Here is a 20,638-nt window from a genome sequence, read left to right as displayed (position 1 = left end):
TTTGCGTCCGTCTTCCTTCAGATTCCGCCTCACGGCGGACACCCTTGACTTTCGCTAACAGTTCCTACTGCCAAGTCTGTAGTGGACTTTCACCACCAAGTTGTCGCCCATGCCGGGCGCACGAAAAGAAGAGAGACAAACAGTCTGTTCATCTCTCTTCTTATCATTCTTCATTCTATTAGTTCCTGATTCTTTCCATCAGTCCAGGTTTCGGACGATAGATATAATCCATCTTTTCCCTGATTTCAGGAGCATCTGTTTCATAAAGTTCAAGTGTGGAATGACCGTCGTTCTTCTCAATTACACTCGTCTGTTTTTCTGGATGGTTCTGAAGAATGTCCATCTGATTGGAATAGGTATAATCCAGTGGATCCAGTTTTGTCAGACTTTCAGGCTGATAGAATCTGAGCAAGTCCATGGACATCAGTCTGTCCGAATGATTCATTTCCATTCGAGCACGGTCTCGTTCTGCGAGAAGTTCAAGACGTTCTGCTTCAGTAAACTGCTCGGATAATTCTTCCCCAGTCTGGTTGTCGTAGATCCGGTCAGTAATGAAGGTGTAGTCAGTTGTGATCACTCGTCCATTCCTCAACGCTACGCTGCTGTCATGTCCCGGAGAGAGTAGATCCTGTCCCATAAACAGATAATCATCCGTTTCTATACCAAGAAGATGGAGCAGGGTTGGCAGCACATCAATCTGCCCGCTCGGCATTCTGAAATTCTCCCCACTCTTCAGGATCTTTTCCAATAAGTGGAGCCACGTGAGGGTTTCTCATATTGGAAATGCCGTAGTGATCCCCATACATGACAAAAATAGAGTTTTCATATAACCCTGTTTTTTTCAGATAAGTGAAAAATTCCTCCATCGCTTCGTCAGCATAATTAGCAGTGGCAAAGAAGTCATTCACTGTAGAATCATCTGTCTGTGCAATCGGAAACCCAGAATTCTGGTCGTCCAGAGGATAAGGGAAATGGTGTGTGACTGTAAGAAACTTGGTGTAGAATGGCTGTGGAAGCTGCTCAAGATACTCAACAGAATCTCTGAAGAACAGCTTGTCTTTCAATCCATACTCAAGCGCCCGATCTCCTGACAGATCATAAAATTCGGCATCAAAGAAATAATCATAACCGAACTGCCGATAAGTATCTGAACGATTCCAGAAAGAACCGACATTGCCGTGAAAGGCTGCTGATGTATAATTAGCTTTACTTTTCAGTATCCCCGGTGTTGCATGAAATGTATTGGATGACCCAAGAGTCTGAAATGCACTGCCCTGAGGAAGTCCATATAGAGACGTTTCAGTGAGGATTTCAGCATCTGAAGATTTTCCTTGTCCAGTCTGATGATAGAAATTACTGAAGCTGAAGGACTCTTCACTATTATAAAGACTGTTTACAAAAGGCATGACTTCGTGTGTCTCGCCGTTTTCATCTTCTAGCTCATAATCGATCAGAAACTGCTGAATACTTTCCATAGCGATCACAATGACATTACGGCCTTCTGCCATTCCAAAATATTGAGGATTGGGTTCAGCACGGTTAGCTTTTGCATAACTGACGATTTCTTCAAGATGAGATTCGTCAGCGCTGGCTTTAATATGAGAATTCTTAGCTGTTTGATAGACATCGTATCCTGTAAAAAAGTTGATTCCCAAATATTTAACAATATAATTCCGGTCAAATGTCCGTGTAAGCAGCTGCGGTCGACTGATTTCTGCCAACATCAGGTTTCCGACGAGCATAAGAATCCCTAAGAGAAGTGTCCCAGCTGCTTTCCTGCTGATATCCAGTCTACTGCCAAATACTGACTGGCCTCTTTTCACCTTATACATCAAAGCCAAAAAGACTATAACATCGATCCAGTACAAAACATCCCAAGGCCTCATCATGGCCAGCGTGGACGATATCAGTGCACCGGATACGTTGTTGGATCCTACTAAAATGTTCATTGTCAGAAAGTCAGTAAACTCTCTGTAGTATAAAATATTTGAATAGAGAAGCAGCGTAGCCGCCAGCAGAATCCCCATCAGCAGCCAGGTACGACGTTTCTTGTTTTTGCTGAAAAGTGCCACCGAAAAGAGAATGATACCCAGCCCTAAAGGGTTGATCAGTAAAATGACATGCTGAAGCCACCCAGTTACCCCCAGTTCAAATTCAATTAGGTAGGCAACATAAGTTTTCAGCCAGAATAGAACGATAAGTATGCTGAATAGATCAGTTTGTTTCATGAAGATTTGTTTTATTTTAGACATAGAAGTCCCTTCTTTATCTCTGTTAGACATGACGGCCCGTTAGTACAAGTTTAATTCAGTACTGAACACGCCTCTTTCAACTTATAAATATAGACCAAAAAATCAGACCTGTAAAGGACTTTACATGAAAATGAACGATCTTTTAACTCCATCCACCATACAAGCCCTTACAGGTCAGATATTCTCAAGATTTAATGAATTTCTCAAAAGTTTTTCTCATTCTTCTTCACTATACCCTTCCTCTTTATCAGGAAAGTGAACTGTGAAGATGGTTCCTTCGCCTGGTTGACTTTCAACATCTATGCTAGCCTGATGAAGCTGGACAAGCTGCTGAACAATAGCAAGTCCCAGACCAGACTCTCCATACTTCGTATTGACTCTTGAAGAATCCGCTTTGAAGTACCGTTCCCAGATAAAGCGCAGCTCTTCCTCAGACATGCCTATCCCGGTATCCTTAATGCTGATACTGACTCCTTCGTCAGTTTTTGTTCCACTGACAATGATCGTTCCTTCACTAGTAAACTGCATGGCATTCTTTATGAGATTCACCAGTATCTGCTTCAGCCGGTCGTAGTCCGAATATACAAAAAGTCCTTCAACATCTTTTATTATCAGTGTGTTAGTTGATTCCACAACTATCTCTTTCATCTGTTCCTTAATTTCCTCAAGTATATCACCAAGAGGCACATAATGCTTTTTCAGAACAATCCGATTGGAACGGATATTTTCATAATCCATGTTTTCATTGACCAGTCTGATCAGACGGCGTGTCTCCTTGCGCATCAGCTGAATACTTCTCAGTTTCTGCTGTTCAGGAATAACCCCATACTCGAGTCCTTCCAGCAGGCCATTGATTGTAGTCAAGGGGGTCCTCATCTCATGAGCCGCATCCTGCATAAATGTCTTCCTTCGCTCCTCCTGGCGATTCACTTCTTCCTGGGATAACTTGAGCGCGCTGACCATACGATTGAAATCTCTTGAGAGATAGTCGATTTCGTCTCTTTCCTTATGGTCCAAACGTATACTGTACTCGCCTTCAGCTACCTGATGTGCTGCTTTTCTTAAACGATTTACCCTCTTAACCTGATTATGAGCGAAGATAAAGCTCATCAGTACAGCTAATATTGTTGAAATCAGAAATGCCTGAAAGAGGTTCCCTTCCAGTTCTTCCATTTGTTCATCAATATGACTGACCGGTGCACTAACTGTCACAAAACCAGAATAGTCTCCCTGCTGATTGTCAAAATAAGGAAGATAGATCAGAGCCGTTTCACGTGGGTTTCCCAGCATGTCTTCCTGATTTGTAGTCAGCGACAGACGCTCACCTCTACGCAGCCGGTCTATTTCTTCGGGAACCACTCTCGCCTCCATATCGGGAGGAAGCTCTGGAAAAATCAGAGAGCCTGTCTCGTCAAAAACAAAAAACGATACCCCTTGATCATAAAGGAGCTCCTGAATGGTACTGAGGTCATCGCCTTCCAGCGATTCATCTTTAATCGATTCAGCATAACGAAATAAGCGAGTCTCGATGCTTCTCACCGCAGTATTCCGTCCAAAATGAACAAGTGACACTACCGTCACAGTCATTAAAATAATGATAACTGCCAGAAAACCAAGAAAAAGCTGGTAGAAGTACGGCAGTTTCATCTTAATCGATCGATCTTGTATCATCAAATTTATATCCCACTCCCCATACAGTCTGAATTACCTGGGGGCCATTCTCCGACAGTTTCTGACGTAATTTCTTTATATGTGCATCAACTGTCCGCTCATCTCCGAAGTATTCATAATCCCATACCAGCTGAAGAAGCTGCTCACGCGAAAAAACTCGTCTTGGGCTGTTGGCTAAAGTGTAAAGCAAGTCAAATTCTTTAGGTGTCAGATTATCCAGAGCTTGATTGTATAGTAGAACTTCTCTAGTCGTCCGGTCCATTTTCAAGTGCTCTGTTTCTATTTCATATTCAGCATTGGCTGAATCGGAGGCATTCACATTGGCTCTGCGCAGAAGCGACTTAATGCGTGCGACGAGAGTAAGCGGACTGAACGGTTTAGTGACATAGTCATCCGCCCCAACTTCAAGACCGATCACTTCATCACTTTCCGAGTCCTTGGCAGTCAGCATAATTACAGGAACTGTCCTGGACTGTTTTCTTATTTCTCTGCATATTGTTATGCCGTCCATTTCAGGCAGCATGAGATCAAGAACGACAAGATCATAGCTGTTTTCATTCTCCTGAAATAGTGAAAGTCCTTCTTTACCGTTATGAGCAAAGGTAGCCTCCCATTCTTCTTTTAGAAAAAACATTTCGATCATTTCACAGACTGATTCATTGTCTTCAACCATTAAAATATGCATAACAATCCTTCTTTCTATAATACGTGCTCCTGTTATTATACCTACCATAGTTGAATTTTCTATGTAAATCAATGTAAATAGTGAAGAATTTCCTTGTATGACATGCCCGGCGTCAAATTTGGTTCATATCACCTACTGCTTTTTAGACAGCAGAAACCGGCAGGATGACTAAGTCATCCTGCCGGTTTTTTTTCAAGTGATTCAGCTGGGGTTAGCAGCAACTTTGTCGGGGCTCTTTTTCTGGAGAAACTCCAGATCTTCGACAAGCATTTCAACGACATATCTCATATCTTCTGATTCAGTTTTATAAGACCTGGACTGCATACGCCCCGTCAGTGCAATAAGATCTCCTTTTGAACAATACTCTTCAAGGAGTTCGGCTCGCTTTCCCCAGGCAACAAAAGGAATAAAGTCCGCATCACTACTTCCATCTTTCTTGTAGGTCTTTCTTACAGCTAACGTATTACTGGTGACAAGCCGTCCTTCCCCAATATCTTTCAACTCTATATCCTTGGTCAGCCTTCCGATCAATGAAATGGCGTTCATGTTTTTTCCTCTCTTCTAATTAAAGTAGAAAGATTTCTCTTTCCCTACTATTACATATTGTTAAAAGAATCAGAAAGTCACGAAAAAAAAGACGCTTACCCGAAGATAAACGTCAAAACAGCTAAAAATTAGAATATAAAGTCTAATACATGCTGCCAAAGTTCCGGATTAAAAACATCCATAGGATCCCCAGCTCCTCCAATGACGCTGTATCCTAACATTGCTCCCCCTATAAAAGCGGCTGCTATAAGCAATAGAACAACTAGAACTTTTATTACATAAAATGCTATGTCTTTTAAGATTGTTTTCCACGTCATCAGCGAACACTCCAATACTCACATCCCAGACTTATCGGCTTACTATATTTAATACAGTTTATTTCTCTGCTTAAGGTTTTCAAGAAGAATTCCTGTTCCAAGAGCTACACTATCCAATGGATCTTCCGCCTTGAACACTGGCACTTTCAATTCTTCAGCGAAAAGCAGTTCAATGCCGTCAAGCATGGCTCCGCCACCGGTGAGAATAATGCCCCGGTCGATAATGTCAGCTGAAAGTTCAGGTGGGGTCTGTTCCAGAACAGATTTTGCCTGCTCGACAACGACGACCATGGATTCTTTCGTAGCTTCCATAACTTCCAGTGATGAGATCGTAATCGTTCTAGGAAGACCAGTGACCATGTCACGTCCTCTGACATCCATTTCGTCATTGCGACCATGATCGAATATGACGCCTATTTCCTTCTTAACAGTCTCTGCCGTACGTTCCCCAATCAGAAGATTGTGCTTCTTCTTGATATACTGAGTAATATCGTTGTCCAGAGTATCTCCGGCAATTTTTACGGAACGGCTGGTTACTATGCCGCCCATAGAAAGGACTGCAATATCACTTGTTCCTCCACCGATATCGATGACCATGTTGCCGCTCGGCTGGAAAATATCCATTCCTGCACCAATAGCCGCAACTTTAGGCTCTTCTTCAAGATAGACATTCTTTCCACCGCTCTTTTCCGCTACTTCGATGATCGCTTTTTGTTCAATTGCTGTAATGTTTGTTGGGCAGCAGATCAGGATATTCGGTTTTGATAGAAACCCTTTCACATTAAGTTTATCAATAAAATATGTCAGCATGGCTTCTGTTATATCGAAGTCTGCAATCACTCCACCCTGCAGGGGTCGGATTGCTTTAATGTTTCCCGGTGTACGTCCGACCATCATATAAGCGTCTTCTCCCACCGCGAGTACTTCATTCGTTTTTGTATCCAGAGCGACCACTGAGGGTTCGTTCAGGACGATTCCTTTTCCTTTAACATGCACCAGCACATTTGCTGTTCCTAAGTCGATGCCAATATCTCTAGCCATCGTTCGTCTCCTCTCAACTGTCAGTTGCTGTATTACAATGCGAGATTCTTTAAAAAAGTTTTCACTCTATCTATGATACTTAAAGTAGAAAAAAAGAGCAACCATAAATTGGGAAAATTATTCGTAGTAATAAAAGTAATAAAAGAAACACATTATACTCATTCATTCTGGACAAGTAATCCCCATACTGCCTGCTTAGGCTTTGACCCTGACAAATATAATTGGGATAAACCTGTAAGCTGGAGAAGTCGAGTAGCCTGGACAGAAAGATGTACTTCCGCTTTACGGACTACAAAAACGGACAGCACAATGGCTGCCCGTTTAATTATTCCACTATCATGGCTCAGCTTGCTGAGATTCTCTTATTTTTTTCTGAAACAGTTTCCTGATCAGATACTCTTTCCAGATCAGCACCCAGTTTCTGCATTTTAGCGTGGAAATTAGAGTACCCTCTGTCCAGATGGCTTAAGTTTGTCACTTGAGTATAGCCTTTTGCAATAAGTCCGGCAAGAACCAGGGCTGCAGAGGCTCTCAGATCACTTGAAGCCACTTCCGCTCCTTGTAGTTCTTGTCCACCGTGAATAATCAGGCTCTGGCTGTCGACTTTGAAAGATGCATTCATTTTTCTCAGTTCTTCCATGTGCATGTATCTATTCTCGAAGACTGTTTCTCTCATGATGCTTGTGCCTTCAGCTGCCAGCTGAGCAATAGTCATTGGAGACTGCAGATCCGTAGGGAAGCCAGGATGAGGCATCGTCTTGACATCAGTTGGTTTAAGCTTGTCTGGACCGATCACGCGCAAACCTTCAGATGATTCGACAAAAGTTACACCCATTTCTTTCAATTTTGAAATAAGGGGTTTGTTGTGTTCGGAGACACAGTCTTTAATCAAGATATCTCCTTGAGTAACCGCAGCTGCCACCATAAATGTTCCGCTCTCGATTCGGTCAGGAAGGATAGAGTGCTCGACCCCTTGCAAGGAAGAGACCCCCTCGATTCTGAGCGTTTCTGTGCCTGCACCAACTACTTTGGCTCCCATTTTGTTCAGGAAATTGGCTAAGTCAACTATCTCAGGTTCTCTTGCAACGTTTTCTATAGTAGTCGTTCCTTCAGCTAGCGTTGCAGCCATCATAATGTTCTGAGTTGCTCCCACACTCGGGAAGTCCAGATAAATATGTGCGGCTTTCAGCTTGTCTACTGAAGCTTCAATGTGACCATTGCCGATATGTATATCGACACCCATTGCTTCAAAACCTTTCAAATGTAGATCGATCGGTCGTGATCCAATCGCACATCCGCCTGGCAACGCGACTTTAGCATAACCAGTACGTGCCAGAAGAGGGCCCATTACAACAATTGATGCGCGCATTTTGCTCATAAAGTCGAATGGTGTTTCACTATTCAAATCATCTGTTGAGTCGATGATTATTTCTTTTTTATCTTCATCAAAGGATACTGGCATATTTAAATGTGTCAGTACCTGATTCATTGTATAAATGTCAGACAACAAGGGGACGTTTGTCAGAACATTCTGTCCGCTTTCAGCCAGAACTGTTGCAGCGAGAATTGGTAGTGCCGCATTTTTAGCACCATCCACTTCTACTGTACCCGAGAGTTTTCGTCCTCCACTAACTATTATTTTATCCATTCCATGCCCTCCATTATTTAAACCAAGCTTATTTCGAATTGTCTACTGTAATTGTAATTGTCAGATATTTAATGTATTAAGCAATCAGAATATGAAATGCCTGATACAGTATACCAGATACCTGTTGAAAGAGGAACCAATTGAAACCCCTTTATCCATGACAAGTTTGTGACATATATTCCTGTTCTGTACAATTCTTATTTGAGATGTTACAAGAAGAAAAACAGCTGTTGTATTAAAAGAATAAATTCGAGAAAAAACTGACTGACTGTATACCCAATTGCAATGGCTGCAAGAATATATAATGTTCTGGCCTGAGGAATATGATATTTCCTGATCAGTGTGTCCGTACGTATCGCCTGCAGGGACCAGAATGCAGTTAATATAAAGAAAATATGTGAAACCAGTGCAATAAGTGACTGCAACGTCGTCAATGTCATACCTTTCATCCTTTCGAAACTATAATAGCACACGATATGTGATATTTCATTTATTATGCTTGTAACACAATTGTTACAGTGGTAATCCTTGGATAAACAGAAAAAGAACTCCGATGAGTCAATCCATCAAAGTTCTTTTTACTCCTTGCTGTTGATGCTTATAATGTACCGAATAATCGGTCGCCTGCATCGCCCAGTCCTGGGAGAATATAGCCTTTTTCATTCAGCTTCTCATCTAATGAAGCTGTGTAGATATCCACGTCGGGATGAGCATCCTGAAGCACTTTGACGCCTTCAGGTGCAGCAACGAGGCAGACAAATTTTATATTCGTTGCGCCACGTTTTTTCAAAGCATCGATTGAAGCTACCGCAGATCCTCCAGTAGCAAGCATTGGATCGACCACCAGCAGTTCTCTTTCAGGTAAATCAGATGGCATTTTTATAAAGTATTCAACAGGTTCCATAGTCTCGTGGTCACGATACATGCCCACATGACCTACTTTTGCGGCAGGAATCAGATCCAGCATACCATCTACCATTCCCAGACCAGCTCTTAGAATAGGTACGATAACTACTTTTTTACCAGCCAGTCTTTTTTGAGTTGAGATAACCAGAGGTGTCTCGATTTCAACATCTTCCAACGGCATTTCTCTTGATACTTCATATGCCAGCAGACGTGCAATTTCGTTGACGACTTCTCTAAAGTATTTAGTTCCTGTACGTTTATCTCTAATTATGGTCAATTTATGCTGAATTAGTGGATGATCGATTACTTGAAGTTTTCCCATACTATTACCCCTTTGCTCTCTCCGTATTAAATTCCTATTCTATTGTACAGAAAGCTCGGTGAATATTCCAGAAGAATAATAATTTATAAGGACCTGTCGATCCATTCGGCTGCTTTTTCAAGACGATTCATATAGGCCAGACCTATACCAACAGGTTTATACGATTCTGCTAAAATGACTGTGGCCGGAGAACGGTCGAGTTCCCGCAGCCCGTCATATAGTCGGCTGGCTGCCTGCTGTGGGACTTCTCGCTCTCCTAGTGAAAACACCACGTCTGCCTTGTGGCCAAAATGTTCATTCAGCTCGTCGCTTGCAAGCAGACCGATTGTTTCTCCCTGCGTATGAAGCTTGCTTAAAACGTCTTCTGCTGACACTTTATCTTCCGGTAGTATATACACTGGTATGTCCGGTGAATAATGCCGATACTTCATCCCCGGAGATTTAGGAGCATGAGTCTTGTCTTTTAAATGTGTGTCGATATAGACTGTCCCTAGCACATCCGTCAGTTCTTCATATGAAATGCCTCCCGGCCGGAGGATAGTGGGTTTTTGGGGATCCGTCAAGTCCAGGACTGTCGATTCAAGTCCTACACCGGTTGCCCCCCCATCTATGATGCCGCTTATTTTTCCGTCCAGGTCATCATGAACATGGCGAGCTGTTGTCGGACTCGGTCTGCCTGACGAGTTGGCGCTCGGTGCTGCGAGAGGGACACCTGTCGCTTCTATCAAGTTCAAAGCTACCGAATGGTCAGGCATCCGAATCCCTACTGTACTCAGACCGCCTGTAACGGATGGAGCCAGCGCCCCTTTTTTATTAAGCACGATTGTACAAGGTCCAGGCCAGAAGTGAGCAATCACCTGTTCAGCCTCTTCAGGAAGGCTGGAAACGAACTGTTTCATCTGAGTCACGTTCGATACATGGATAATCAGAGGGTTATCGCTCGGTCTCCCTTTAGCTTCGAAAATTTTCCTTACTGCTGATTCATTTGTGGCATCTGCTCCCAGACCATATACCGTTTCTGTCGGAAAAGCCACAACTTCTCCTGCTTTTAGTGCTTCAGCAGCTTCCTTGATATCTTCCGGCTGCCAGCGATTTGTTTTCATGGTAGTCACTACCTTTCTTGATCAATATGACTGACGTGTAAAGCTCGATCGTGCCCGCTCATATCTTTCCAGATCACAACGTCTGCTTCTGGAAAAGCCTGCTCGAATATGGCCTTTACCTGTTCTCCTTGCCTGTAGCCGTATTCCAGAATAATATGCCCGTCTTTGTTCATAAGTCGAGGCAGTGCTTCCGCCATCTTTTTATAGAAGTAAAGGCCCTCATCATCAGCAAACAAGGCCAGCTGAGGTTCAAAATTCAGGACAGACTCATCCATTTCACTTCTCTCATTCTGGCTGATATATGGCGGGTTCGACAGGACCAGATCAAATGAACCAGTCACTTTTTCAGTCACATCACTTTCCATAAAATTAACATCGGCTCCCATGTTCCAGGCATTTTTCCGGGCAACCGCCAATGCTTCTGGACTGATGTCTACAGCTGTCACTTTATCCTGAGGCCTCTCGAGTTTATGACTGACTGCCAGCACACCAGACCCGGTCCCGATGTCCAGAACTTTTAGAGCTTTTTCTGGAAGGTTCTTCAGATAGCGGTGAAACCATTCTTCCGTTTCAGGTCTGGGGATCAATGTATCTGGAGTCACCGTGAATGGTCGGCCATAAAACCATTCATGTCCAACTACTTGCTGAGGAGGACGTCCATCAGCACATTCTTCGATCGCCTGCTTATATGCCGCCCATTGTTCCTCAGTTAAATGAGTCCGTCGTCTGGATAAAAGATCAGTGATCGTCCAGCTGAACAGCTCTTTCATGACCCATTCTGCGATATACGGCTCTCTCCTGTTCATTTTTAAAAAAGAAGAAGCCCAATTCAGGACTTCTCCAACTGTTTTTTTAGGGTCAGTGTCATTAATACTCATTTTTCAGCTGCTCCATTTTCCGAGACTGTTCCCACATCAGAAGGGCATCAATGATTTCACCTAACTTACCAGACAAAATCTGATCCAGCTTCTGAATCGTCAGATTGATCCGGTGATCCGTCACTCGACTCTGCGGATAATTGTACGTACGGATACGTTCAGAACGGTCTCCAGTTCCGACTGCAGATTTTCTTTCTGCATCCACTTCAGCCTGTGCTTCTGTTGTAATTTTGTCATAGATCCTTGAACGCAGAACTTTCATCGCCTTTTCCCTGTTTTTAAGTTGTGACCGTTCATCCTGCATCGCTACAACGATTCCGGTTGGTTCGTGGGTTAGACGTACTGCAGATGCCGTTTTGTTGACATGCTGTCCTCCGGCTCCACTTGCATGGTAGATGTCGACTCGGATATCGTTCTCATCAATATCCACTTCCACATCCTCAGCTTCCGGCATGACAACGACTGTAGCTGTAGACGTATGGATACGTCCCTGGGATTCTGTCTGAGGCACACGCTGTACACGGTGAGCTCCATTTTCAAATTTTAGCTTCGAGTAAACGTTTGTCCCTGTGATCATCAGGGTAATTTCTTTATACCCGCCGATCCCGTTTGAATTGGCATCAAGCACTTCTGTCTTCCAGCCTTCATTGTCCGCATACTTCTGGTACATATCGAACAAGTCACTTGCAAAAAGCTGAGCTTCGTCTCCTCCAGCCGCTCCTCGAATCTCCATGATGACATTCCGTTCGTCGTTTTCGTCTTTTGGCAGCAGCATGATTTTCAGCTGCTCTTCAAGCCTTTCTTTTTCTTGGATCAGAGATTTACGTTCTTCTTTTGCCAGTTCTTCCATTTCACTGTCCAGAGATTCTTTCAGCATCTCTTCAGTATCTTCCAGTTCAGATGTGACTTCCTGATATTTTCTGAAAGACGCAACTGTTTCTCTCAAGTCAGATTCCTCTTTACTCAATTTCATGAAGCGATCAGTATCACTGATCACCTGAGGATCACTTAATAATTCGTTCAGTTCATCGTAGCGTATCGCTACTTCTTCCAAGCGATCGAACATACTCATATGTGTCCGCTCCTTTCATCATTCATTTGATTCGGTTATTTTAAGTCTTCTTCCTTCATCATCGGTGGGTTATGGTAATGTTTCCGGCAGACCGGATAATAGGATTCATTTCCCCCTATGACAATCTGTTCACCTGTATAAACGGGTTTTCCGCCATGCATGCGCATATTCATTATAGCTTTTTTATGACAGAACCAGCAGATTGTTTTCATTTCTTCGATTTTGTCCGCGAGTATCAGCAGCTGTTGTGATCCTTCAAAAAGCTGATTCCGGAAATCATTTTTTAGGCCAAATGCCATGACCGGAATCGACAGTTCATCAACGATATGAGCCAGCTGATTCACGTGCTCTCTTTTAAGAAACTGAGCCTCATCAATCAGTACACAGGCGATGGATTTGTCCATACTCTTCACCGTTTCAAAGATATCAGTATCGTCATTGACAGGGATTGCTTTGCGCTTGATGCCGATCCGACTTGATATTGCCCCCACTTCATCACGGTCGTCCAGACTACTGGTGAATAATACTACCGGTTTATTCTGCTCCTCATAGTTGTGAGCAACTTTTAAGATCTCGATCGATTTGCCACTATTCATAGCCCCGTATCGAAAAAACAGCTGCGCCATAAAAAAACCTACTTTCTCTATTATACTGAATTAGTCATAATTATATCGAACGAAAAGGTATCAATCCTTATAAATTATAAGTGAATACACTAAAAAGTACAAGCGTGGTCTTAAGGTAAAAGTAAATAAAAGGTTTCTATTACACGGGCTCTTTTCTATGCTAAACTGAACGAAATGGAACGAGAGGAGATTAACAATGCAGGAACCGATTTTTTTACAAGGTGTGTTTAAAGAAAAGATATGGGGCGGGCAAAAACTGAAGGATCTGTTTGGCTACACTATTCCCAGTGACAAGACGGGGGAACTGTGGGCAATCAGTGCCCATAAAAACGGGCCAAGTACGGTAATGAATGGAGCATATAAAGGGATGACACTGGATAATCTGTGGACAGAGCATAAAGAACTATTTGGTCATCAGGGGAATTCAGTTTTTCCGCTCCTGACTAAAATCATCGATGCGCAGGACGACTTATCAGTCCAGGTTCACCCTGACGACACGTATGGTCTTGAAAAAGAAGGTGAACTAGGAAAGACTGAATGCTGGTACATTCTAGACGCAGAAGAAGGCAGCGAAATTGTCTACGGCCACCATGCACAGACAAAAGACGAACTGGAAGACATGATTAATCATGGACAGTGGGACGATCTGCTGAGACGCATTCCAGTAAAAGCCGGAGATTTCTTCTATGTCCCGAGTGGAACGATCCACGCGATCGGTTCGGGTATCATGATTCTCGAAACTCAGCAGTCAAGCGACACTACCTATAGAGTCTACGATTATGACAGAGTGCAGGACAACGGCGAAACACGCGATCTTCACATCATCGATTCGCTTGCTGTAACCACTGTCCCTCATCAGGATCCTGACTTGACTTTCGAATCAGCAGATACAGATGGATTCAGTCAGACTATACTTGTCAAAAATCCTTTCTTCAAAGTTGAAAACTGGAAAATCAATGGGCACCAGACTTTTACAGCTGATGCTCCCTACTCGCTTTACAGTGTGCTCGATGGAGAAGGTGATCTGACTGTTGATGATGTATCCTATTCACTCAAAAGAGGCGACCATTTCATCCTTCCTGAACCTGTAAAAAATTGGGAAATAAATGGACAGCTTCACATCTTTGCATCACAACCTGGTAAAGAGGCCTAGATCGACTTATTTTTAATCACGCAAAAAGGACGGACCACCGACATGCAGTCGTGGCTCGTCCTTTTTAGGTTCTATGACCTAAACTATTAGACATAGAACCTAAAAAAACAACCGTAACTTGAACCCTTACATGATGTCAGGTTCAAGTTACGGTCAGATAAATTATTCGTTTTTCATTATACAGCTTTCAGCTGCTCATCTGGAGACTGGAACTGAGAGTTGTAAAGATCAGCATAAAAGCCGTTCTGTTCCATCAGCTCATCATGATTTCCAGTTTCAATCACATCACCATGATTCATGACAATGATCTTATCAGCATCTCTGATTGTGGAAAGTCTATGGGCGACAACGAAACTAGTCCGGTCCTGCAGAAGATTTTCCATCGCTTTCTGTATGAGTATTTCTGTACGCGTATCGACGGATGATGTTGCCTCATCAAGAATCAGGATGTCCGGATCAGCTAGAAAAGCCCTTGCGATCGTAATCAGCTGACGTTGCCCTTGAGAGATATTCGTTCCTTCTTCATTCAGAACGGTGTTGTATCCATCAGGAAGTCTTCTAACGAAATCATCCACATGAGCCGCTTTGGACGCCTCAAGGATCTGCTCGTCAGTCAAATTCTCTTCATCGTGACTACCGTATGCAATGTTATCCCAGATTGTTCCATTGAAGAGCCAGGTATCCTGAAGCACCATTGAAAATCGACTTCTAAGTTCTGCCCGGTCGATGTCTCTTATATCCACACCTTCATAACGGATGCTACCTCCTTTGACATCGTAGAACCGTTCAAGCAGATTGATCAAGGTCGATTTTCCTGCTCCAGTTGGGCCGACCACAGCAACCATTTCTCCCTCATTGACTGTCAGGTTGAAATCAGTCATGAGCAACTCATCTTCACTGCTGTCGCCGTAACCGAACTGTACGTGTTCAAACTCAATTTTATAAGGAGAATCTGCTTTAGGTTCACGTCCAGATACTGTTTCTTCCATTTCCTCTTCATCCAGGATCTCAAAGACCCTTTCACAGGAGGCAATGGTCACTTGAATCGTGTTGGCCAAGTCGGCGATCTGTCTGACGGGCTGTGAGAACTGATTGACGTACTGAATAAATGCCTGTACGTTACCGAGTGAGACTGTGCCGTTAGCTACACCGATCCCACCGACTATCGCTACACCGAAGTAGCCTAAGTCCCTTGAGAAGCTGACCAGAGGCATCATGATCCCTGAAAGAAACTGGGCTTTCCATGATGCTTCATTAAGCTTGGAACTCTGAACGACAAATTTTTCGATTTCATCTTCTTCCCGGTTGTATGTCTTAACGATCGTATGTCCAGAAAATGTCTCTTCCACTTGGTCATTCAAAACGCCGAGTTCTCTCTGCTGACTTGCGAACTGTCTTTGCGACTTAGGTGCTACCCAGGCAATCAGAAGGAAACTGATTGGTACAGTGACGATGGTTACCAGTGTAAGACGAATATCTATGACAGTCATCACGGTCAGCACTGTTACAAACTGGACCACACTGATGATGAACTGAGACAAAGACTGCTGAAGAGTATTCGCAATCTGGTCCATGTCATTGATCGCACGGGACATGATATCTCCATTGGAATGTGTATCATAGTATTTGATCGGTAGAGTGGACATTTTTTCTTTCAACTCTTTACGCAAGTCATATACAGTTTTCTGTGCTATACGGGCCGTTATGAATGACTGGAAGTACTGAAAGATTGACTGAGTAATGTAGACAATTCCTACTGTAATCAGAATATTTCTGATCAGTGTAAAGTCGATCGGGAACTGCTGAATCGACTGGCCAGCTTCCTGAAGGGACGTTCCTTCCTGCAGGCCTCTGTATATTTCAGTTGTTGCCAGTCCTAGGATATATGGGGCAATGGTTCCCATGATTGTAGCAGCTATGACGAGAACGAATGTCAGAATCAGACCCCAGAAACGAGTGGACATGTACTTGACCAGCCTGAATGTCGTTCCCCAGAAATCCTTGGCTTTTTTAGCCTTCATATGGGCTGCGCTTTTAGTCTGGTTTTTCATTAGATGTCCTCTCCTTTCATCTGAGAATCCATGATTTCCTTGTAAATTTTGTTTGAGCGCTTCAGTTCGTCATGTGTGCCTTTTCCGACTACTTTCCCTCTATCAAGCACAATGATCTGGTCTGCATCCACTACTGTACTGATGCGCTGAGCAATAATCACGACTGCCGATTCTCTTGTTTCCGGCTTCAATGCTTCTCTCAGCTTAGCGTCTGTCTTGAAGTCGAGCGCCGAGAATGAATCATCGAATACCAGGATGTCTGCTTTAGTAACAAGTGCTCTGGCAATACTTAGACGCTGCCTCTGTCCGCCGGAGAAGTTTCCACCGCCCTGCTCGACTCTCGAATCAAGTCCCTTAGGCAGGTTTTCTACAAAGTCTTTTCCTTGGGCAATATCCAGAACATGCCAGATTTCTTCATCTGTAGCATCAGGCTTGCCGTACTTAAGATTGCTTCTGATCGTTCCAGAGAAAAGGAGAGCTTTCTGAGGAGCAAACCCGATCAGGCGCCTCAAGGCTCCCTGCTCGACCTCTCTGATATCGATTCCGTTGATTTCGATCGCTCCATCTTCTACATCGTAGAGACGAGGAATCAGATTGGCCAGAGTCGTTTTCCCTGACCCTGTTCCTCCAATGATCGCCAGTCTTTCCCCTTTTTTAAGGGTAAAGTCGATATCATCCAGCGCCAGTTTTTCTGCTCCAGGGTAACGGTAATTGATGTGATTGAAGCGAAGAGAGACTTCTCTATCTATTGATAAGTCTTTCGGGTCATCCGGGTCTTTAATGATATTAGGTGTATCCAGTACTTCCAGCACACGCGCGGCTGCAATCTGCCCTCTTGGTAGGAAGAACAGAACAAATGATACCATCATGATTCCAAGAAGAATCTGCATGGCGTAAGTCATGAAAGCCACAAGGTTACCTACCTGCATATTTCCTTCACTGATAAACTGTGCGCCGAACCAGATGATCATGATGTTGGTAATGCTGACAGCAAACACCATCGACGGCATCATGAATGCCAGGATGGTCTGTGCTTTGATTGATGTCGCCGCAAAGTCCCAGTTGACTTCATCGAACCGCTCCTTTTCATAGTCATCCTTATTAAAAGCCCGGATGACACGAATTCCTGTGAGTCCTTCTCTGAAGACACGGTTCAAGTTGTCTGTCTTCAGCTGCAGAGATTTAAAGATCGGACTAGTCAATCTCAAGATAAGAAACAGCAGACCAATCAGTATCGGCATGGAGATAAGGAATACAAAAGCCAGTTCTGGTTCTCTAGAATAGGCCATGATACCGGCACCGACCATTAAAAATGGAGCCAGCGTCATTATTCGAATGACCATCATCATGACAAATTGAATCTGCATGACATCATTAGTCGTTCGGGTGATCAGAGTGGATGTCCCAAAGCGGTCCAGCTCTTCATTTGTAAAATACGTCACGATTTTATAAACTTTACGACGTATCGTATCCCCAAGTCCCTGAGATTCTTTCGCCCCGAAATAGACATTCAGTAATGCGGAAACGATGGTTAGAAAAGTAAAGCCAAGCATCAGCAGACCTGTTCGGGTAATGTAGCCAATGTCTCCTTCAGCAACACCAAAGTCGATGATGTTTGCAGTAATCGTCGGCATCGCCAGCATCCCAACTACTTGAAGTCCCATAAAAAACAGACTTAAAGCTACGCGCCAGGGGTTCATCCATCTTGCTAGTTTTAACATAATTAATCCTCTTCTTTATTGTTTATTTTCACACCATACGTAATCCAGCTCAGCCGTTTAATAAAAAGCTCCTGTGTGCTGGAAACGGACAATTCCTTCCAGAACCCTTCCATAATGGTGTCGTTCAGCATACTCAGAATATATCTCAAAATATCGATCACTTCTTTTTCAGTTTCCATCTTCAACTGAGATCGATCAACGACATCAAGTATCCGTTTCCCGTCAGGAAGTTTCTGATAGCCTGTCTTGTCAAAATCGACTCGGGCTTCCTGATTGATCTGATAATTCATGTGCATGTACATATTCTCAAAAAATCCGAACTTTTCTGATTCCATAATATATTTGATGTATTTTTCACCAAACACTTTATATCCTTCAAAGAAGTCTCCGTCTTTTTCTTCAAAGCTTTTAAACATCAGCTGCCTGTAATTATATCTGAACTTGCTTATCAGAAAAAAGTAAAGGTCTTTCTTATCTTCAAAATATTGATAAAAACTTCCTCGTGAGATGTTTGAGTTCTTGACAATATTTGAAATAGAGGAATCGTTCAATGATTTTTCAGAGAATTCCTTCATCGCACCGGCAATGAGCCGTTGCCTTTTTTCTTCCGACAAATTAAAAAATGTCTGGGATGGCACACTATTCAGTCCTTCCATTGTGAAGTGAAAATGACATACTGTCATAATATGGTATTATATGTGACATGGTGTCATAAATCAACCTGAAAAAGAAAGTTCACGACTTTTTCAAGAAGTGAACTGTCAGGTATCCTCTCTATTTTTCACTTTGACAAGCGCTTCCTGTGTATTGACAGGTGCTTCTTCTACGTCATACCATCCTGTAGTGGCGCGGTACCAGTCAAATGCCATGGACACGATAATTTTGATGATTGCATATCCCGGTATACCGAATACGATTCCCATCAGACCGAATAGCCTTCCACCAATCAGAAGCAGAAAGATGATGTTGACCGGATGAATATTCAATGTGTTCCCGATGATCTGAGGCGAGATGATCCGATTTTCCAGAATCTGCTCTACCCCAAAAACAATCAGAACTTTGAACAACATAAAAGGTGAATCGACGATAGCGATGATCAGTGCAGGAATGCTCGCTACAAATGACCCGAGATAAGGAATCAGATTCAGAAACCCTGCAAAAACACCTAGTGTCAGCGCAAAATCTAGTCCCACGATGGTGAAACCGATCCAGAATATGAAACCAACTGAAATAGCTACGATCAGCTGGCCTCTAACATAGAAGCTGACCTGCTTGTTGATTTCCGAGAAAAGCTGATTGGTTTTTTCTCTAGCCTGAATTGGAATGTATTTAGATACGAAAGGCGGTATTTTTTCCCCGTCTTTCAGAAGATAATAGAGAACAAATGGCATAGTAAACAAAGTTATGAAGACTTGAGTAACTGTACCAATGAATGAACCTATGCTCCCCATTGTTACATTCAGTAAGTTCGTCGTCTGATTAGTCACTGTTTCAAGTACCGTTGTTTCGCTCAGCTGATCCATAAAGTCAGTGAAGGCCTGAGTATTCAAAAGACTGTCAAGCTGAAGCATCAAGTTATTCCAGTAAACGGGCCAGTTGGTTATCAGAGAATTAAGCTGTTCTCTGATGATCGGTAAGATGAAGTTAATGCCCCCTACGATCAGCAGGATGAGCATGCTGAACATGAAGGCTATGGCAGTGTTTCTTGAAAATCTTTTTTTCTCCAGCCAGTCGGCGATCGGATTTAACAGGTAGTAGAAAATGACCGCGAAAATAAGCGGCGGACCTACGATTTCTAAAATGATGCCTACAGGTCTGAAGATGAAGGAGATACGGGTGAGCATATAAATATTGACAAACAGGAGAAAAGTTATGACTAAGCCTGAAACTATTTTATTGTTGATGACTCTTTTCCAGAACCAGGTCTTACTCCACTGGCTCGATTTTTTCTCATTCAGATCCTTGTCCATACCCACGCTCCTTTCTGTCTACACTATCAGTTTAGCATATTCTATATATTTTTACACTAGTGTTGCATAAAACTTAGAATAAATGATTTCCATAGATTGTTACTTTCGTCACAAATGGTTTTCGTTAAAATTTCCAAAAAAGTCAAGTGCTGGCGCAAGGGATGACTTTTTCCAGAAATTTTTAGGGTTATTCAGTTGTGGATTAGTCCATTTGTATTCTCTTTCACTTAACCAGGTGCGAACGATTCTTTGAAATACGCAAACGGTTCATACTGTAACGCTCTGATTTGTCTCAAAACAGTGAAGAGGCTTGATTTCAAGCGTAATTCCAGTTTCATCAGTAACGTCAGTAAGTAGACAATCATCGCAAGAATCACTTGATTCTCTACGCCTTGTTCAGACTGTGAATAGTACGTTTTAATGGTAAAATGTTGTTTGATGTGCTTAAAAAACAACTCGATCTGCCATCTTGATTGATACATCTTTCCGATGTCCTCTGCTGAAAGATCCATTCGGTTCGTCAGGATACGTAGATTCGATTGATGCTTACGTTCAATCGTTACTAAGCGAAACAAACCCGTCAGGTAGGTCGATTTTCCCAGCTGAACCAATTGATCACTGATAATCCCTGATTCATGAGACACTTCCAGGTGCGCTTGAACATGAACGGCTGTAT

The 20,638-nt window shown here is 43.0% G+C and carries 20 protein-coding genes; 1 reads left to right on the top strand and 19 read right to left on the bottom strand.

Annotated features, from left to right (window positions below; translation table 11 throughout):
• Positions 1 to 178 precede the first annotated feature (178 nt).
• From ACYQ2O_RS05545 to ACYQ2O_RS05480, 14 genes are all read right to left on the bottom strand, one after another.
• Complete coding sequence (locus ACYQ2O_RS05545; protein ID WP_459796164.1) at positions 179 to 712, bottom strand: hypothetical protein; 534 nt, start codon at positions 710 to 712, stop codon at positions 179 to 181.
• Positions 693 to 2,252: an LTA synthase family protein gene (locus ACYQ2O_RS05540; protein WP_459796163.1), complete on the bottom strand. Its 1,560-nt coding sequence runs from the start codon at positions 2,250 to 2,252 to the stop codon at positions 693 to 695. The genes ACYQ2O_RS05545 and ACYQ2O_RS05540 overlap by 20 nt, the downstream gene beginning before the upstream one ends.
• Positions 2,253 to 2,468: 216 nt before the next feature.
• Entirely contained in the window at positions 2,469 to 3,923 is a 1,455-nt protein-coding gene (locus tag ACYQ2O_RS05535) for a HAMP domain-containing sensor histidine kinase (RefSeq protein ID WP_346024142.1), read from the bottom strand.
• Positions 3,901 to 4,608: a response regulator transcription factor gene (locus ACYQ2O_RS05530; RefSeq protein ID WP_346024143.1), complete on the bottom strand. Its 708-nt coding sequence runs from the start codon at positions 4,606 to 4,608 to the stop codon at positions 3,901 to 3,903. The genes ACYQ2O_RS05535 and ACYQ2O_RS05530 overlap by 23 nt, the downstream gene beginning before the upstream one ends.
• Positions 4,609 to 4,809: 201 nt before the next feature.
• Positions 4,810 to 5,154: a single-stranded DNA-binding protein gene (locus ACYQ2O_RS05525; RefSeq protein WP_346024144.1), complete on the bottom strand. Its 345-nt coding sequence runs from the start codon at positions 5,152 to 5,154 to the stop codon at positions 4,810 to 4,812.
• A 128-nt stretch (positions 5,155 to 5,282) separates the two neighbouring features.
• Entirely contained in the window at positions 5,283 to 5,471 is a 189-nt protein-coding gene (locus ACYQ2O_RS05520; protein WP_091265989.1) for a DNA-directed RNA polymerase subunit beta, read from the bottom strand.
• Positions 5,472 to 5,519: 48 nt separating this feature from the next.
• Positions 5,520 to 6,512 carry a rod shape-determining protein MreB gene (gene mreB, locus ACYQ2O_RS05515; RefSeq protein ID WP_346024145.1) on the bottom strand — a complete coding sequence of 331 codons (993 nt, stop codon included), beginning with the start codon at positions 6,510 to 6,512 and terminating at the stop codon, positions 5,520 to 5,522.
• Between the two features lie 343 nt (positions 6,513 to 6,855).
• On the bottom strand, positions 6,856 to 8,160 hold the full coding sequence (gene murA / locus ACYQ2O_RS05510; protein WP_459796162.1) for a UDP-N-acetylglucosamine 1-carboxyvinyltransferase: 1,305 nt from the start codon (positions 8,158 to 8,160) through the stop codon (positions 6,856 to 6,858).
• A 209-nt stretch (positions 8,161 to 8,369) separates the two neighbouring features.
• Complete coding sequence (locus tag ACYQ2O_RS05505; RefSeq protein ID WP_091265997.1) at positions 8,370 to 8,600, bottom strand: DUF1146 family protein; 231 nt, start codon at positions 8,598 to 8,600, stop codon at positions 8,370 to 8,372.
• A gap of 158 nt (positions 8,601 to 8,758) precedes the next feature.
• Positions 8,759 to 9,388 (bottom strand): uracil phosphoribosyltransferase, encoded by a 630-nt coding sequence (gene upp, locus ACYQ2O_RS05500; RefSeq protein ID WP_346024146.1) that lies wholly within the window; start codon positions 9,386 to 9,388, stop codon positions 8,759 to 8,761.
• Between the two features lie 83 nt (positions 9,389 to 9,471).
• Positions 9,472 to 10,491 (bottom strand): L-threonylcarbamoyladenylate synthase, encoded by a 1,020-nt coding sequence (locus ACYQ2O_RS05495; RefSeq protein ID WP_346024147.1) that lies wholly within the window; start codon positions 10,489 to 10,491, stop codon positions 9,472 to 9,474.
• Between the two features lie 8 nt (positions 10,492 to 10,499).
• A complete protein-coding gene (gene prmC, locus ACYQ2O_RS05490; RefSeq protein WP_346024148.1) occupies positions 10,500 to 11,369 on the bottom strand; it encodes a peptide chain release factor N(5)-glutamine methyltransferase in 870 nt (289 codons plus the stop codon).
• Positions 11,359 to 12,435: a peptide chain release factor 1 gene (prfA, locus tag ACYQ2O_RS05485; RefSeq protein WP_346024154.1), complete on the bottom strand. Its 1,077-nt coding sequence runs from the start codon at positions 12,433 to 12,435 to the stop codon at positions 11,359 to 11,361. Before prfA ends, prmC begins: the two co-directional genes overlap by 11 nt.
• A 41-nt stretch (positions 12,436 to 12,476) precedes the next feature.
• Positions 12,477 to 13,067 carry a thymidine kinase gene (locus ACYQ2O_RS05480; RefSeq protein WP_091266009.1) on the bottom strand — a complete coding sequence of 197 codons (591 nt, stop codon included), beginning with the start codon at positions 13,065 to 13,067 and terminating at the stop codon, positions 12,477 to 12,479.
• 196 nt (positions 13,068 to 13,263) lie between these two features.
• Here ACYQ2O_RS05480 and manA point away from each other — a divergent pair, with 196 nt between their 5' ends.
• Positions 13,264 to 14,220 (top strand): mannose-6-phosphate isomerase, class I, encoded by a 957-nt coding sequence (gene manA, locus ACYQ2O_RS05475; RefSeq protein WP_346024149.1) that lies wholly within the window; start codon positions 13,264 to 13,266, stop codon positions 14,218 to 14,220.
• A gap of 176 nt (positions 14,221 to 14,396) precedes the next feature.
• Here the strand turns inward: manA and ACYQ2O_RS05470 are convergent, their stop codons facing one another.
• From ACYQ2O_RS05470 to ACYQ2O_RS05450, 5 genes are all read right to left on the bottom strand, one after another.
• The gene (locus ACYQ2O_RS05470; RefSeq protein WP_346024150.1) at positions 14,397 to 16,271 is read right to left on the bottom strand and encodes an ABC transporter ATP-binding protein; all 1,875 of its coding nucleotides are present in this window, start codon (positions 16,269 to 16,271) and stop codon (positions 14,397 to 14,399) included.
• Complete coding sequence (locus tag ACYQ2O_RS05465) at positions 16,271 to 17,992, bottom strand: ABC transporter ATP-binding protein (RefSeq protein ID WP_459796161.1); 1,722 nt, start codon at positions 17,990 to 17,992, stop codon at positions 16,271 to 16,273. Before ACYQ2O_RS05465 ends, ACYQ2O_RS05470 begins: the two co-directional genes overlap by 1 nt.
• 2 nt (positions 17,993 to 17,994) lie before the next feature.
• Complete coding sequence (locus ACYQ2O_RS05460) at positions 17,995 to 18,630, bottom strand: TetR/AcrR family transcriptional regulator (protein ID WP_459796160.1); 636 nt, start codon at positions 18,628 to 18,630, stop codon at positions 17,995 to 17,997.
• Between the two features lie 123 nt (positions 18,631 to 18,753).
• Complete coding sequence (locus tag ACYQ2O_RS05455; protein WP_459796159.1) at positions 18,754 to 19,962, bottom strand: AI-2E family transporter; 1,209 nt, start codon at positions 19,960 to 19,962, stop codon at positions 18,754 to 18,756.
• Positions 19,963 to 20,189: 227 nt separating this feature from the next.
• Positions 20,190 to 20,638 (bottom strand): transposase (locus tag ACYQ2O_RS05450; RefSeq protein WP_459796158.1); only part of this gene is annotated, 449 nt, incomplete at its 5' end.

This window comes from Alkalibacterium sp. m-11, from assembly GCF_054658155.1.
This window is presented reverse-complemented; position numbering and strand designations above follow the sequence as displayed.

Coding starts and splice junctions, on each gene's coding strand:
- ACYQ2O_RS05545 (WP_459796164.1), bottom strand. CDS start 712: ATGCCGAGCGGGCAGATTGATGTGCTGCCAACCCTGCTCCATCTTCTT.
- ACYQ2O_RS05540 (WP_459796163.1), bottom strand. CDS start 2,252: ATGTCTAAAATAAAACAAATCTTCATGAAACAAACTGATCTATTCAGC.
- ACYQ2O_RS05535 (WP_346024142.1), bottom strand. CDS start 3,923: ATGATACAAGATCGATCGATTAAGATGAAACTGCCGTACTTCTACCAG.
- ACYQ2O_RS05530 (WP_346024143.1), bottom strand. CDS start 4,608: ATGCATATTTTAATGGTTGAAGACAATGAATCAGTCTGTGAAATGATC.
- ACYQ2O_RS05525 (WP_346024144.1), bottom strand. CDS start 5,154: ATGAACGCCATTTCATTGATCGGAAGGCTGACCAAGGATATAGAGTTG.
- ACYQ2O_RS05520 (WP_091265989.1), bottom strand. CDS start 5,471: ATGACGTGGAAAACAATCTTAAAAGACATAGCATTTTATGTAATAAAA.
- mreB (WP_346024145.1), bottom strand. CDS start 6,512: ATGGCTAGAGATATTGGCATCGACTTAGGAACAGCAAATGTGCTGGTG.
- murA (WP_459796162.1), bottom strand. CDS start 8,160: ATGGATAAAATAATAGTTAGTGGAGGACGAAAACTCTCGGGTACAGTA.
- ACYQ2O_RS05505 (WP_091265997.1), bottom strand. CDS start 8,600: ATGACATTGACGACGTTGCAGTCACTTATTGCACTGGTTTCACATATT.
- upp (WP_346024146.1), bottom strand. CDS start 9,388: ATGGGAAAACTTCAAGTAATCGATCATCCACTAATTCAGCATAAATTG.
- ACYQ2O_RS05495 (WP_346024147.1), bottom strand. CDS start 10,491: ATGAAAACAAATCGCTGGCAGCCGGAAGATATCAAGGAAGCTGCTGAA.
- prmC (WP_346024148.1), bottom strand. CDS start 11,369: ATGAGTATTAATGACACTGACCCTAAAAAAACAGTTGGAGAAGTCCTG.
- prfA (WP_346024154.1), bottom strand. CDS start 12,435: ATGTTCGATCGCTTGGAAGAAGTAGCGATACGCTACGATGAACTGAAC.
- ACYQ2O_RS05480 (WP_091266009.1), bottom strand. CDS start 13,067: ATGGCGCAGCTGTTTTTTCGATACGGGGCTATGAATAGTGGCAAATCG.
- manA (WP_346024149.1), top strand. CDS start 13,264: ATGCAGGAACCGATTTTTTTACAAGGTGTGTTTAAAGAAAAGATATGG.
- ACYQ2O_RS05470 (WP_346024150.1), bottom strand. CDS start 16,271: ATGAAAAACCAGACTAAAAGCGCAGCCCATATGAAGGCTAAAAAAGCC.
- ACYQ2O_RS05465 (WP_459796161.1), bottom strand. CDS start 17,992: ATGTTAAAACTAGCAAGATGGATGAACCCCTGGCGCGTAGCTTTAAGT.
- ACYQ2O_RS05455 (WP_459796159.1), bottom strand. CDS start 19,962: ATGGACAAGGATCTGAATGAGAAAAAATCGAGCCAGTGGAGTAAGACC.